The sequence below is a fragment of the Nocardia pneumoniae NBRC 100136 genome (assembly GCF_000308755.1).
GTDB lineage: Bacteria > Actinomycetota > Actinomycetes > Mycobacteriales > Mycobacteriaceae > Nocardia > Nocardia pneumoniae.
In genome coordinates, this window is the sequence record NZ_BAGF01000075.1 from 57,996 (window position 1) to 74,056 (window position 16,061).

Sequence of the window (16,061 nt, forward strand, 5' to 3'; positions counted from 1 at the left end):
CGTGCGGTGCCGATGTTAGTGTCTGCTGGTGACCGAAGACATGCGCTCCGGGCTCCGGATCGGGATTCTCGGCGCGGCCCGCATCGCACCGGCGTCGGTGATCAAACCGGCCGAGCGCAACCCGGAGGTCGTCGTCGCGGCGGTCGCGGCCCGGGATCGGTCGCGTGCGGAGCGGTTCGCCCGCAAGCACGGCATCCCGCGGGCCTACGACAGTTATGAGGCGCTGATCGAGGCGCCCGATCTCGACGCGGTCTATATCCCGCTGCCGAACGGCCTGCACGGCCGCTGGACCCGCGCCGCCGTACAGGCCGGAAAGCATGTGCTGTGCGAGAAGCCGTTCACCGCCAACGCCGCGGAGGCCTCCGAGATCGCAGCCCTGGCGAGTGCGTCCGATTGTGTGGTGATGGAGGCGTTCCACTACCGCTACCACCCGCTGATGTCGGCCGCCGAACAGATCATCGCGTCCGGCGAATTGGGGACACTGCGACGGGTGGAAGCCGCGCTGTGCTTTCCGCTGCCGAAGTTCTCCGACATCCGCTACGACTACGCCCTCGCCGGCGGCGCACTGATGGACGCGGGCTGCTACGCCGTGCACATGGCCCGCGTGCTGGGTGGCGAGAACCCGGAAGTCGTTGCGGCGCAGGCGAAGCTGCGCGAGCCGCGGATCGACCGAGCGATGACCGCCGAACTGCGCTTCCCGTCCGGGCACACCGGCCACATCCGGTGCTCGATGTGGTCGGCGGACGTGCTGCGTGTCGGCGCGACCGTCATCGGCGAACGCGGGCGGATGCGGCTGGTCAATCCGGTGCTGCCGCACCTGGGACATCTGCTGACGGTTCGCTCGGAGGGCCGCAGACGGGTGCGGCGGTTCGCGCGTCGGACCTCCTACGACTATCAACTCGACGCCTTCGCCGCCGCGGTGCTGCGCGGCGAGCCGGTCGCCACCGCGCCGAGCGACGCCGTCGACACCATGTCCGTCATCGATGCCATCTACCGGACCGCCGGGCTGCCGCTACGCCAACCGAGCTGACGTCTCGTCGAAGAAATCGACGATATGTCCGAACACGTCCAGCGCCGCGCCGCGGCCGAGGAACGTGTCGAGATGGCCGTAGGAAGGAATCTCGACATAGCGGACATCGACATTGGGATTGCGCGCCGAAAGCACCTCATAGCAAAGCCTGTTGGAATCCAGCCAGGCCTCGTTGCGGCTGCCGGACAGCAGCAACACCGGACAGTCGATTCGATCGGCCTCGTCGAGCGCGTTCTCCGGAAGCGCGCGGTAGCGTTCGTCGTCGACGTTCCACCGGACCACGGCGTGCGCCAATTCCATCTGTCGTAGATGCGGCAGCACCGATAGCGGTATCGCGCCGAACAATTCGGCCAGCCGACCGTGGGTACGCGCATCCAGGTGGTCGTGCTCGAACAGCCTGGCGCCCATCCCCCACCCATGGTGAACCATCCGGCAGGTCGGATCCGGGCAGTCGCCCTTGCGCGACAGCGCCGCGTAGAGCAAGGTGCGCCGGGACCAGAGCCCGACCTTGCGGAAGTCGGATTCGATGTGGCTGACCCGCGACCCGAGCAGTTCGCTGCCGAGCAGCACCCGGACCCGCGCCGACGTGCTCACCTTGGGGGTCAGGAAGACGCCCTGCGCGACCACGCCTGCCAGTCCGGGCAGCAGCCCGGCCGTCATGCTCAGCGAGAGGGCCAGCGCGCCGATGCAATGCGCCACGACGAACAGTGGGCGGTCCGCGATCCGCTCTCTCATCTGCGCGACCGCCGCGGGCAGGTCGTAGAGCGCGACGTCGTCGACGGTGTAGGGCGGGCCGGATTCGTTGTAGGGCAGACGGCAACTGCCGCGCCAATCGAGCAGCCACGACTGGTAGCCCGCATCGGTCAATACATCGGTGACATTGCGGATCTCGGGAAGCGCGAACATCTCCGATGACACCCCGTGCCCATGAATCAGCAGCACCGCGGGCGCGTCGGCGGGCCCCACGCGACGCAACGCGAGATCGAGACCGTCGGCGGTTCGGAAGGAAATCACCTCCTCCGCACCGAGTTCCGGGACGGTCGATCGCGGATCGGTCATCGGCGGTTCTCCTTACGCGCGGCTCGGCGCAGATCCAGCAGATCGACACCGACCCGCAGGACCGGTTCCAGCAGACCTTTGCCGAGCTGGCCGCCGAACCAGCTGAGCCATAGCAGTTTCGCCAGCCGCTGCTGGCGTTCGGGCAGTCGTGGATCGATCTGGATGCCGTCGATCTGGTCGGCCAGGTAGGTGTGCATCGGCACGGCGACCTCGCCGGTGTAGGACGCGGGCTCCCCGGTGCGTCCGATCTCGATCACCTGTGTTCCGAGTTGGCGCACCATGCGTCGTCGCGCCGCGGCGAACTTGTATCCCTCCAGCCACCAGGTGCCGCCGGAGGAATCACGCAGCGTCAGCCGGTAATGCATGATCGGATGCCGCAATTCGTGACGCAGCGGTATCCCGTCGTGCGGCCGAACCGTCGCCGTGCCCTCGACGGCGAGTGGCTCGTCACCCAGCCCAGCGCAGGCGAGTTCGCCGGTGACGTCGATCGTTCGAGCGGTGAACATCTGCGCGCTGCTCGCGACGGACAGTGTCAGCCGTAGATCGCAGGGGATGTCGGCGGTCTCACCGATGGGACCGACGGCCCCGGTGAGTGTTTCGTTGAACCGCAGATAGGGTTGGTCGCCCGGCTGCGGTCCGAGGCCCGGCATGGCTGCGGCCATCCGGCCGCGGGACGCCGGACCGGGTGTCGTGGGCGCGGGCAGGCCGTTGGCGGCCACGAACGCTTCGGTGCGCGCGGCCGATGCGGGCGGCGCGGTGACCATCGCCGCCAGCTGACGCCGGGCCACGGGACTCTGCAACACCTGCGCCAGCGATTCCAGCTCCGGCACCGGCTCCGTTCTGATCGCGCGGACCACGTCATCGCACCACTGCTCCCAGTGCTGGACGCGGATACCCATACCGGCCAGCGTGGTTTCGGCGACCACCTGATCGAGTGAGGTGGGCGCGCCGGTGAGGTGATAGGTGTGGCCCCAAGCACTCGGGGTGACGACGATCTGCGCGGCTACCCGGCTGACCCAATCGACCGGGGCGGCGTTGAGGTACCGGAACCCCGGTGCGGTACGAAATCGCGTGAGTGCCGCGGTGATTCCGGCGTTGAGGTCACGCGGGTTGTGGGCGCCGGTCTCCGGGTGGCTGCCGATGCCGCCGGGACGAAGGATGGTCACCACGAGTCCGTGTTCGCCCGCACGGCGCAGCACGGCCTCGGCGGCCCACTTGGATCGGTCGTAGCCGATCGGCAGCGCGGAGACGTTCGCGGTCGGATCGTCCTCGCCCAGCGTGGTGGCATCCGATCCGTTGAACACCGCCAGCGAGGAGACGTGGTGCACCGGCTTCGGCCGGTCGGTGCAGGCCAGCTCCGCGAGGGTCAGCGGGCCGAGAACGTTGGTCCGGCGCAGCGACGGATAGCCGCGCAGGAAATCCACCGCGGCCCCCGCGTTGACGATCGCATCCGCCTCCGCGGCGAGGGTCTCCCACCGTTCGTCGGACAGGCCGAGCCGGGGCAGGCGCAGATCTCCCGCCAGCGGCGTCACGCGCCGCAGGACCTCCCGGCTCCAGGGCAGTGCGAAGCGCCGTAGGGCGTGCTCCAGCCGTTGGGCGGCGGCGTCGTCGTCATCGGCGCGAATCAGGCACACCACGTGGGCTGGGCTGTGTCGCAGCAGGTCGAGCAGCAGGTGACTACCGAGGAAACCGGTCGCTCCGGTCAGCAGGATGCGGCGCGGCGCGACCCGCTCCGGCGCGGCCACCAGCGGCAATCGGTCGGCGCCCGCGAGGTCGGCGAAGAGTTGGGCGAGATCGTCGGTATCGGCTTCGGATTCGGCGTCCGGTCGCGGCGGTGCGGCTTCGGGGTGGTCGGCCAGCCAGCGATGCGCCAGCCTGCGGGGGCGCGCGTCGAAGAAGACCGTGTCGAGATCCAAGTGGACATCCAGCTCACGTGCCAGTGCCGCGACGAACTCCACCGCCGCGATGGACGTGCCGCCCGCATCGAAGAAGTCGGTGTCCGCGTCCATGGTCGTCGCGGTGAACCGATTCGCCACCACGGTGACGGCCGCGGCCAACGCCTCGGCGTCCATTGGCGTCGCGCGGGGTGCGGTGTCGGCCCGAGGCGCGCCGTCACCGTTTCCGGGCAGCGACCCACTTCCATCGGCTTCCGCCAGCGGGGCCGCGCCTTTGCCGCCCGCCCGGGCGAGCAGGGTGGCGACATCCAGTCCGACAGCGCCCCGTTCGAGGGTTTCGCCGCGCACGCGACGGTCGACGCCCGGGTTGCGGACCTGCGTCGGCTCGTCAGGAACGGTCACCGTGTCACGTCCTCTCCATTCGCCGGTGTCTCCCAGGACCGGAACTTCCGCAGGCGATCGGGCGTCGCGGCCACGTCCAGCCGTTGATCGTCGGAGCTGCCGCCGAGCAGGCGCGCGGCCAATCGGCGCGCGGGTGCATTGCGGACGGTGTGCTCGACCGACATCCGCACCGTGGAGCAGCCGAGCGCATCGGCCCGATCCGCCACCCAATTCAGCAGCCGCTCCTCGACGCCGCGTCCGAGGGCCCGGCAGCTCAGTTGCCAGCCGCTGACCCACAGACTGTCCGCGTCCACCCGGAGTGCGAGTACCGAGATCAGGCCGTAGTCGCCGAACCGGTCGCGCGCCGTCGCGGTCCATACCTCGCCCTCGTCGCGCCACCTGTCGAGGTCATCCGCGGCGACCTCGGCGAGGGTGAACTGCGTGGTGCGCCGCACGAGTTGTCGCGCACGCTCCATGGTGGCATCGGTCAGCTGCTCGAGGTCGACGACGAGGTCCAGCTGCTCCAGGAATTCCGCGAATTCCGCGGTGGCGCGCGCATTGTCGCGCTCCTGCTCCTGGCGGTAGAAATCGGCCCGCGCACGATCCTCGGCCGTCGCGGCGATCGGCACCATCGGCCACAGTCGCGCCAGGAACGATTCGAGTTCACCGGCGGGAGGGCACGTCACCGACAGCACCTCGGGCAGCATCGCGCGCATGCGCGCCACTTCCACCGGGTTGTCGTCGAGATAGCAGAAGCTGTCCAGTCCCAGCCGCAGTGTGCGAGCAACCTCCTCCAGCCGCTCGGGTTTACCGCCCCAGCCCGCCGAGATGGCGGCGAAATGCTCGCGCCGCAATGGGCTGTCGGACCGATTCAGGATGTCGCGGACGATATCATCGTCGTTGTTGGTCACTAGCACAAGCAGCGTTCCCGCCGCGCGCCATTGCAACAGCCGCCGAGCCAGCGCCTGGCGGGGCTCATCGAAAGACACCGCGCCCGAGCCGATTTCGCCAGCGGTTCCGCTCCACAATGTGTCGTCGCCGTCGACGGCGATCACCTTCGGCGCGGGCTCGGTCACGGCCGCGGCGGTCGCGACGAGGGTGAGCGCGACCGCCGCCTGGAATTCCGGTGTGAACGGCAGGTGCGCCAGAATCTCGGTCCGGTCGTCGAACGGGTTGTCCACCGCGTGGTGGCGCGTCCACTCCCCTGGCTCCAGCACCGCGACGCCGGGAATGTCGCGCAGGCGTTCGGCGACGAGCCGCTCCCACGCGAGCAACCGTTCCTCCGGGCGGGCCGAGGGCAGGATGCCGACGATGACCGGCCGGTGCGCACGTTCGGCCACCTCGCGCACGGCCGCCGGGTAGTCGGCGGCCAGCTCCGCGAGCAGGTGATCGGAGACCGCGCCGAAACGTTCCAGATCCGCCGCGCGCAGCAGCACGATGCCCAGTGCCGTCGACGGTTGCGCGAAGACGCCCGACGGGTCACGCAGGCAGGACAGCACATGGTGATACGGCGCCTGCGCGACGGTGATCGCCGTGGCATCCGAGGACGCCGCCGCCATCAGCTCCGGCAGCCTGCCGAGCGCGAACGTCGCGCCCAGCGCCGCACGAAGGCCGGAAACCGGCCGCTCACTGGTTCCGGGCCGGGCGGGCGCCCCCGGGTCTGCGACCGCGGCCGCGACCGTCTTCAGGTATTCCGTGCCGAACTCGGTGCAGGTCCGGGCGTCGATGATGTCGCTGTTGTGGGTCAACCACACCTGGCCGGTATCCGGCAGCACCGCCACCATGAGGTCGAGATCGGAATAGCCGGTGCTCACCGGAACGATCGCGGCCCGCGTGACGGCGGAGTTTGCGCGCAGGTAGTTGAAGTACACCTCGATCAACGGCGCGTTCTCGCGGTACAGGCCCTCGGCGGCCAGCGCGGCGAGCGCATCCGCGAAGCCCGCGCCGGGCGCGAGCAGATTCCGCAGCCGCTCGCCGGTGCGGCGCAGCACGTCGCCGACGAGATCACCGTCCGCCACGGCGGCCGGGAACGGCACCGGCACACCGAAATACCCGACCGCATCGGTCGCGTCGGCGTGCATCCGGGTGTCCACCGGGACCGCGAGGGCGAAGCGGTCGACCTGCTGCCGACGTGCCAGCAGGACGGTCAGCGCGCCGAGGAATACCGCGGCGGGGGTGACGCCGAGGTCGCGGGCCCGGTCCGCGACCCGGTCGTGCAATCCGGGCGGCATGTCCAGCGCGATCGATCCCGCACCGTAGCTGCGCTGGGCCGGACGCGGCCGCGCCAAGGTCAACTCGAGTCGGCGAGATCCGGAGAAGGCGTCGCGCCACCGGGTGCTCGCGGTGTCTGCGCCGTCGCGGCTGCTCGACTGCGCGGCGAGCAGTTGGTGCATATCGCGGTTGGTGACGGCGTCATCGAGCTGCGTGCCCGACAGTTCCGCGGCGAGTTCGCCCGCGACCAGCAGCATCGACTGCACGTCGCTCATGCTGTGGTGCGCGCCGAAAAGCAATACCGGATCGGCGGATTCGGCATGGAGAAGCTCGAAGCGCCACAGCGGGCCCGTCGCCAGATCGAACGGCAGCGCCATCAGCTCCCGGAAGCGCTCCTGCACGACGGCGTCATCGAGTCGGTCCAGATCGCGCCAACCGGCCAGCGCGCCGGGTTCACGGCGGATCTCCAGCTGACGTCCGTGCTCCTGGCTGGGCTGGATAGTCGTGCGCAGCGCCGCATGTCGGCGGGCCAGCCGCGCCAGCGCCTGCTCCAGCCGCGGCCGGGTGACCGGCGCGGGCAGCCGCACGGCGACGCCGCCGGTCTGCGCGGCGGCGGGGATACCGAGTTGCTCGGTCCGCAGCAGACGCATCATGTCCCGGGTCACCGGAAGCACCTCGACCTCGGGCACTTCGGTGGCCGCGGCATCCGGCGCGTCGGCGTCGGACTGCCGCAGCAGCTCACCGACGAGATGATCGGCGAGGTCGGTGAGACTCTGCCCGGCCAGCATCGTGCCGAGCGGCACCGAGATTCCGGTGTGCTCGCGCACCTTGTTGCGCAGTTCGACCGCCATCAACGAGTCCAGGCCCAGACTCTGGAAGGACTCCTCGGCCGCGACCGTCTCGGTGCCCGCATGACCGAGCACCTCCCCCGTCCACTCGGCCACCGCGGCGAGCACCAGGGCGGTGGCCTCCGCGCGCGGTACGGCCCGCAGTTGTTCGGCGAAGCGCGATCCCACCGCCACGTCGACGGTCGCGCGGTCGGCCACGGCTCGGCGTGGCACGCGGCGCACGAGTCCGCGCAACAGCGGCGGCACGGCCGGTGCGCGGCGCAGCACGTCGGTGTCGAGCAGCAACGGGACCAGCAGCGGATCACCAGCCCGCAGCGCGGCATCGAAACACGCCATCCCCTCCGGCACCGAGAATGCGCGGATGCCGGCGCGCGCGATGCGCCGGATATCGGCCTGCGCCATGTGGTCGTGCATATCGACCTCCCACGCACCCCAGGCCAGCGACTGTGCGGGGAGACCGAGCGACCTGCGATGCAGCGCCAGCGCGTCGAGATAGGCGTTGGCAGCCGCGTAGTTGGCCTGCCCTGGTGTCCCGAACAGACTCCCTGCCGCGGAGAACAGCACGAAGATCGACAGCTCCCGATCCGCCGTCAGCGCGTGCAGATGGTGTGCCGCATCGACTTTCGGACGCAGCACGGCGTCGAGCTGCGCTGGCGTCAACGAGCCGAGTGTGCTGTCGTCGAGTACGCACGCCGCGTGGACCACACCGGCCAGCGGCATGCCGTCGAGCAGCTGCGCCAGAGCCGAGCGGTCGCTGACATCGCAACGCGCGAATCGCACGCGCACCCCGCGGCTCTCCAGCTCATCCCGCAATCCGGTGCCGCCGGGACCATCGATACCGCGGCGACTGACCAGCACCAAGTCTCGGGCCCCGTACGCGTCGGCCAGGTGACGGGCCAGCGCCGACCCCAGCCGCCCCGGCGCCCCGGTGACCAGCACGGCGCCCTCGCCGAGCGATACCCTGCCTTCCGATACGCGCCCCGCCGTCTCCGGCAGCCGGGCCAGCCGTGGCACGAACGCCACTCCGTCACGCACGGCCACCTGCTGTTCCCTCGCGGCGAGAAGCGCGGCGACATCCACCTCGGGGTCGGCGGTGTCGACCAGCACGATCCGGCCGGGATTCTCCGACTGCGCCGAGCGCACCAGCCCCCACACCACCGCGCCTGCCGGATCCGGGCTGTCCTCACCGGGCAGCGCTACCGCGCGGCGGGTACGCACGACCAGCGTCGCCTGCTCGAATCGACTGTCGGCGAGGATCGTTTGCAGCGCCGCCAGAATCTGCTGGGCGGTGTCGTGTACGTGTCTCGGCGACTCGCCTTCGGGCACCGGCAGCACGATCACGTCAGCGGGCATCGGGACCGCGGAATCCCATTCGGCCAGCGTGAGCGTCCGGTCCGGCGCGGGCAGCGGAAGCTGCGCCCAGTCCATCCGGAACAAACGACGGTACGCGGGCGCGATCGATGCGGCATTCCACTGCGCGGCGGCGACCGCACGCGACAGCACCGAACCCACCGACACCACCGGACGTCCGGTCCGGTCGGTCGCGGACATGGTGACGGTGTCGGGCCCCGACCGGGTGAGCCGCACCCGGAGCGCGGTGGCACCGGAGGCCCACAGCGCGACATCGCTCCACACGAACGGCAGCAGGGCGTTCTCGTCGTCGGCGGCGAACAGCGCGGTGGCGTGCAACGCGGCATCCAGCAAGGCCGGATGGATACCGAATCTCGCGGCATCGCGATGAGCGGATTCGGCCAGTTCGACCTCGACGAAGATTTCGTCATCACGTCGCCACGCCGCCCGCATCGCCTTGAACAGCGGGCCATAGTGGTGCCCGCGCGTGAACAGCTCGGCGTACAGGTCGTCGACATCGACGCGCACCGCTTCCGCTGGCGGCCATGCCGACGAATCGATTTGCGCCGGAAGGTATTCCGACTGTTCGGCCAGTGTGCCGTCGGCATGCAGCGTCCACTGGGCATCCGGATCGTGTTCATCACGGGCGTAGACGCGCACCGTGCGGCGGTTGCCGGCGTCGGCGCCACCGACCACCACCTGGATCTGCAAAGCTCCGCGATCGGGGACGAGCATCGGGGCGCGCAACACCAGCTCCCGTACCACCGGGCTGTCCACCTCGTCACCGGCGCGGACGGCCAGTTCGACCAACGCCGCGCCGGGCACCAGCACCGCGTTCGGGCCCGCGTGATCGGCCACCCACGGCTGCTGCTGACGCGACAGCCGCCCGGTCAGTGTGATGCCACCCGAATCCGGCTGCGGCACACCCGCACCGAGAATGGGGTGGGCGACGTCCTGAAGCCCGAGCGAAACGGTGTCGCGGTTGACCGGGTCGGTCCAGAACCGCCGCTCGTCGAAGGCATAGGTGGGCAGGTCCACCCGCCCGCATTCGGGAACCAGCCGGGTCCAGTCGAGTTCGTGGCCCGCGACATACAGTTCGGCCTGCGACCTGGCCAGGCAGGTGGGTCCGTCCTGGTCCCGTACCAGCGAACCCACGGCCACCACCTCGCGCGCGAGCTCCTCCGCGACCGTCCGGACGGCCGCGGTCAGCGACGGGTGCACGCCGAGTTCGACGAAATACCGGAACCCGTCGGCGATCATGCGCTCGATCGTGGCCGCGAACCGCACGGTCTCGCGCGCGTTCCGATACCAGTAGCCGGGTCCGATCGGCTCGTTCGTCATCAATTCGCCCGACACCGTCGAATACCACGGAGTCGCAGGCGAATTCGCCGACATACTCGCTAGTTCCGTCGTCAACGGATCGCGGATGGACTCGATCAACCGGCAGTGCCCGGCGAACCCGGGACCGGCCGCGCCGAGCCGTGTGTAGATTCCCGCACTGTCCATCGCGGCCAGGAGTTCTTCCACCGCGGCCTGCTCGCCCGCCACGATCGTCGAGCGACGCACATTGACCGCCGCGATCGACACCCGGCCGCCGAACTCCGCCAGCCGTCGGCCGACCTCGGCCTCGGGCAGGCCGATCATCGCCATCGCGCCCGGGGCGGTGATGCCCTGCATCAGGCGGCTGCGGGTCATGACGATCCGTGCGGCATCGCTCAATTCGAGGACACCGGCGCAGTAGGCGGCGGCGATCTCCCCCTGACTGTGGCCGACGACCGCATCCGGGGTGACGCCCGCCGCCCGCCAGGCGGCCGCGAGCGCGGCCATGGTCGCGAACAGCAGGGGCTGCACGACGGGGAAATCAGCGAGGTCCGCGGCGGTCATGGTGGTCAACCGGTCGCTCAGCGACCAGTCGAGGTGTGCGCTGAAAGCCTTGTCGCACTTCTCGAATTCGGTGCGGAACTCCTCGCAACTGGCGAGCATGTCGCGCGCCATGCCGACCCACTGCGTCCCCTGCCCCGGGAAGACGAATGCGGTTTTGGCGTTGGTGAGCACCGGACCGGCGCCGACGACGGCATTCGGCGAGGGTTTGCCGTCCACCAGATCGCGCAGCGCACGCACCATCTCGTCCCGATCGCCCGCCACCACGACCGCACGTCGCTCGAACTGAGTGCGCTGCAACGCCAATGCACGCGCGACCGGACCAGGCTCCAGCCGCGGATCGGCGACCACCAGGTCGAGCAGCCGTTCGGCCTGGCCGTGCAGCGACGGCTGACTGCGGGCCGAGATCGGCAGCAGCGCCACGCTTCGGTCGTCCACCGTGTCCGGTACGACCACGGGTTCGGGCGGAGCCTCCTCGAGAATCACGTGCGCGTTCGTGCCGCTGAGCCCGAAGGCGCTCACCCCGGCGCGTCGCGGCCGATCCGACCTCGGCCACGGCATGGGCTCGGCCTGCACTGTCACACCGCTGCGCTCCCAGTCGACCTGGGGCGACGGCACACCCGCGTTCAGGGTGGCGGGGATTCGTTCGTGGTGCAGTGCGAGCACCAGCTTCATGACGCTGGCCACGCCTGCCGCAGCCTGGGTGTGCCCTACGTTGGACTTCAGCGACCCGATGCCCAGCGGCCGGGCCGGGTCACGATCCGGCCCGAACACCCGCGCCAGTGCGCGCGCCTCGATCGGATCGCCCAGCGCCGTGCCCGTGCCGTGCGCCTCGACATAGTCGATATCGTGCGGAGCCAGACCCGCGACACGCAGTGCCGAACGCAGGACCTGCTCCTGGGCAGCGCCGTTGGGCGCACTCAACCCCTGACTGCGGCCGTCCTGGTTGACCGCGGAACCCCGAATGACCGCGAGGATACGGTCCCCGCTTCGACGTGCGTCGCCGAGACGCTTCAAAAGCAGCAGACCGGCGCCTTCCGCCCACACGGTTCCGTCGCCGTCGGCGGAGAACGGCGCGCACCGGCCCGTCGGCGACAGCACACCCAACCGGCACAATTCGATATGGGCGGTCGGTGACATCAGCAGCGTCGCGCCGCCCGCCAAGGCGAGATCGCACTCCCCCGCGCGCAGTGCCTGCATCGCCAGGTGCATCGCGACAATCGACGAGGAACACGCCGTGTCCAGGGTGACCGCCGGACCGTGCAGCCCCAGCGTGTAGGCGATCCGGCCGGACGCGACACTCGGTGAGAGTCCCGTTCCCACCTGGCCGTTCAGCTGCTCCGGTGCCGGGTCGGCCAGATAGCCGGTGCTGTACACGCCGAGATAGACGCCGGTCGCACTGCCGTGCAGGGTGCGTGGATCGCGTCCCGACCGCTCGATCGCCTCCCAGCTGAGCTGCAACATCATGCGCTGCTGCGGATCCATCACCGCGGCCTCGCGCGGGCCGATGCCGAAGAAAGCGGCATCGAAGCGATCGATGCCGTCGACGTATCCGCCGCGGAAGGTGTACGCCTTGCCCGGCGCGGAGGTGTCGGGGTCGTACAGCCCGTCGATGTCCCAACGGCCCGCGGGTACCTCGGTGAGCGCGTCACCGTTGCCGTCCAGCAGCCGCCACAATGCCTCGGGCGAATCCGCGCCGCCGGGGAATCGGCAGGACATCGACAGGATCGCGATCGCGTCGTCGTCCGCGTCGTCGGCCGCGGCCGCATCCGTCTCGACCGCCTCGACACCGGCCTGGCCCGGCGCGTTCGGCGCGGCGGGCGCCAGTGCCGTGGCGACCTCGTCGATCGTGGGATGGTCGAAGAACAGATTCGTGTCGATGAAGCGTCCGAGGAACTCCGACAGGTCGACCACCAGCTCCACCAAATCAGCCGAGCCCAAACCGAATTCGACCATCGGGCGGTGCACATCGATGCGTTCCGGATCCAGCGCGGCCTGCCGTGCGATCGCCGTCACCAGCCAGGACCGGACCGCCTCCGCGGACGGCTCGGCCGCGGACGCCTCGTTCAGCGTGTCCGCTTCGTAGTCGTCCAGCTCGTCCTCCGGCGACCGCACCGGACCCGCCGACAGCGCGATCAACTCGCCGGACAGATACGCCGCCCGGCACGCCGCACGCTGGATCTTCCCACTGCTGGTCTTGTAGATCGTGCCCGGCCGGATCAGCAGCACGGCCGCGAGCGTGAGACCGTGGTCGGTCGCCACCGCCGCACGCACGGCGCCCTCGATCTCGGCCAACTCGCCGGGATCCGCGCCGCGCACCTCGGCCACCACGACCGGCTGCTCGCCGCCCACTCCCACGTCCGCGGAAAACGCCGCGACGCATCCGGCCCGGACATTCTCGTGCGCCGCCTCGACGGTCAACTCGATGTCCTGCGGATAATGATTGCGGCCGTCGACGATCATCAGATCCTTGTGTCTTCCGGTGACGAACAGCTCACCACCGGAAAGGAACCCGAGGTCCCCGGTACGGAGGTACCGGCGATCGTCGCCGGGCAGCGTCGCGCCGAACATCTCGGCGGTGGCCTGCTCGTCACGGAAATATCCCGCGGCAACGCTGTCGCCCGCGACCCAGATCTCGCCTTCGTCCCCGTCGGCACGCTCGGTGCCGTGCTCAGGATCGACGACCGCTATCGAGATTCCCTCAGGCGGCTGTCCGACACCGACCAAATCCGCATTGCGAGTGCGGTTGCCGTCACCGGATCGCCCGGCGACCTCCAACACTGTCGGCGTCCCGGTGGTGGACGACGCGGTCACGATCAAGGTGGCTTCGGCCAGACCATAGACCGGCCGGAGGGATTCGGCGCGGAAGCCGGCGCGAGCGAATGTCTCGGTGAACCGCCGCACCGTCGCGGCGCGCACGGGCTCGGAGCCATTGAACGCCACCCGCCATCGGCTCAGGTCGAGCCGCTCGATCCGCTCCGGCGACATCCGGCGCAGGCACAGTTCGTAGGCGAAGTTGGGGCCGCCGCTGGTGTGGGCGCGGTAGGTCGAGATCGCCTGCAGCCACCGCTCGGGGCGCTGCAGGAAATGCAGCGGCGACATCAGCACCGAATTCCCACCGAGATAGACCGTCTGCAGTATCGGCGCGATGAGCCCCATGTCGTGGTACATCGGCAGCCAGCTGGCGAACAGCGCACCGTCCCAGGACTCGATCACCGCGCGGTCGTGGCCGAGCCCCGCGGCGATCGCACGCTGGTTGTGCAGCAGATTCCCATGGGTGAGCAGCACACCCCTCGGCGCGCTGGTCGAGCCGGAGGTGTACTGGATGAACGCGACCGAGTCGGGTCCGAGATCCGGCTCCCGCCACCGCGATGCCCATTCGTCGGCCATCTCGTCGGTGGCCAGCCACGGCAAGGGGGCCAGCTCGGGAATCTGCGCATGCAGTGCGGCCGAATCCGCGACGATACGCCGCGAGGCCAGCACCACATCGACATCCGCGTGCGCCACCATCCGCCGCAGCCGATGCATCGACCGGTTCTCCCATTCCGGCAGCGGCGCGGGGACGGCCACCACTCCGGCCGCCAGGCACCCGAAGAACGCCTCGATGAACTCCGGACCGGCCGGATACAGCAACAGCGCCCGCCGCGGCATCGAATCCTGGAGTGCGGCGCCGATCGCCCGAGCACGGACACCCAGGTCGGCGTACCGCATTTCGCGGACCACACCGTCGACGTCACCGCTGTCCAGGAACCGGTACACCAACTCGGTCGGCCGATTCTCGACTTGGGCGAAGAGTGTCTCGACGAAAGTGTTGTGCACGAACTACTTCCTCTACCGGTGAAACTGGAGATTCAGCCGGTCTTGGTTCCCCGGCGTACGGAGGAACGGCAGGCGGCGCGTTCCTATTGACAGCGCACACAATATAGCCGTCGTTACGCCTCTTACCCGGGCAGGCAATATCAACGTCGTCATCGTGTGTGCCCCTAATTCTGGGGGCAGTAGCCGCCCGACACGCCTTGCGGCTGTGGGAATTTCACATTTGCGAGTCGTCGTGCGGGCAGTGAGGATGGCTACGTGTCACACACCCCCGTATCGCTGCGCGAACTTCCCCGGCTACGCAACCGTCACATCGCGCGGATCGGTGGACTGATGCGCCCTGGCACCCACCGCTCCCCCTTGCTCGAATTCGGGGATCGGTTCGTCGTCTCGCCGCCGGGATTTCCCACCATGCTGGTCACCCACGACATGGACGATGTACGAGAACTGTTCGCCAACCACGACGACTTCTCGATCGGGCAGGTGCTGAGTCGGCTCTCCAGCCACGACGTGATGTTCGGCAAGCAGACGTTGATCTTCCTCGACGGTGACGACCATCGCCGCGAGCGGCGGCGGTTCGCTCCGCCGTTCCAGCACAAGGCGCTGCGGTCCTACGAGGATCTCATGGTGGAGGTGGTCGAGCGCGAACTTCCCACCTGGCCGGTCGGGGAGCCGTTCGAGTTCCTGAAGGTGGGCTATGACCTGGCCATCGGTGTCCTGCTCGGCGTCGTCTTCGGCGATGTGGCCCCGGCCCGCAGGGACCGGCTGAAGCAGGCGGTGAGCCGGTGGTTCGGGGAGATCGAAAGCCGCGGATTTCTTGCCGTCACTTTGCTCACCCCGCTTCTCGGCGGCTACACGCCGCCCTACCCGCCGCTCAGTCGCCGCCAGTCCGATGTCGACGCCATCATCATCGAGGAGATCGCCGCACGCCGAGCCACGCCAGGGGCCGGTGACCGGAAAGACGTGCTGTCCCGGTATGTCGGCACCGAACTGGATCAGCACGACGACGCCGCGCTGGCCCGCAACATGCGCGGCGTCCTGCTGGGCGCCTACGAGACCACCGCGATCACACTCGGCTGGATCGCCGCCATGCTGGCCGGCCACCCGCAGGCCATGGCCGAAGTGGACGCGGCGGCCGACGCGGGCGACCATGCCCGGCTCGACGCGTACCTCGACGCGGTGGTCGCCGAGACGATGCGGCTGCGTCCGGTGTCCCCGTTCACCGGACGGCGAGCGCTGCGTGACACCGTGATCAACGGTGTCCACATCCCCAAGGGCGCCATCGTCATAGTCCCGATCCTGCTCATTCACGAATCACCGCGGCACTACTCGGATCCGATGGTCTTCCGCCCCGAGCGTTTTCTCGACGAGCGACCCAAGGCCAACACCTGGCTGACCTTCGGTGCCGGCGCGCATCGCTGCCTCGGCGCCAACTTCGCGCTCCTGGAAGCGCGCATCCTCTTCCGCACCGTCCTCCAGCACCGCCGCATCGACGCCACCCCCGGATCCGTCGAACCACCGCGCCGGTATCACACCGGACTCAGCCCCGCGCACAACGCCCGGATCACACTCCGCCCGCGCTGAGGTATC

The 16,061-nt window shown here is 69.5% G+C and carries 5 protein-coding genes; 2 read left to right on the forward strand and 3 right to left on the reverse strand.

Annotated elements, in window-relative coordinates; genetic code table 11:
• Nucleotides 1-40 precede the first annotated feature (40 nt).
• Entirely contained in the window at nt 41-1,030 is a 990-nt protein-coding gene (locus tag ON34_RS23825; RefSeq protein ID WP_040783491.1) for a Gfo/Idh/MocA family protein, read from the forward strand.
• Here ON34_RS23825 and ON34_RS23830 read toward each other — a convergent pair.
• Genes ON34_RS23830 through ON34_RS33785 form a run of 3 tightly spaced genes read right to left on the reverse strand, consistent with a single transcriptional unit; the run spans nt 1,013 to nt 14,474 of the window.
• Nucleotides 1,013-2,089, reverse strand: a complete 1,077-nt coding sequence (locus ON34_RS23830) for an alpha/beta hydrolase (protein ID WP_040783224.1) — start codon at nt 2,087-2,089, stop codon at nt 1,013-1,015. The two genes, ON34_RS23825 and ON34_RS23830, sit on opposite strands and share 18 nt — an antisense overlap.
• On the reverse strand, nt 2,086-4,386 hold the full coding sequence (locus ON34_RS23835; RefSeq protein WP_040783226.1) for a thioester reductase domain-containing protein: 2,301 nt from the start codon (nt 4,384-4,386) through the stop codon (nt 2,086-2,088). The genes ON34_RS23830 and ON34_RS23835 overlap by 4 nt, the downstream gene beginning before the upstream one ends.
• On the reverse strand, nt 4,383-14,474 hold the full coding sequence (locus ON34_RS33785) for a hybrid fatty acyl-AMP ligase/type I polyketide synthase (RefSeq protein ID WP_051023031.1): 10,092 nt from the start codon (nt 14,472-14,474) through the stop codon (nt 4,383-4,385). Before ON34_RS33785 ends, ON34_RS23835 begins: the two co-directional genes overlap by 4 nt.
• A gap of 255 nt (nt 14,475-14,729) precedes the next feature.
• On the opposite strand from ON34_RS33785, the gene ON34_RS23845 reads away from it, so the two are divergent.
• On the forward strand, nt 14,730-16,055 hold the full coding sequence (locus tag ON34_RS23845; protein ID WP_040783228.1) for a cytochrome P450: 1,326 nt from the start codon (nt 14,730-14,732) through the stop codon (nt 16,053-16,055).
• The last annotated feature ends 6 nt before the right edge of the window (nt 16,056-16,061 follow it).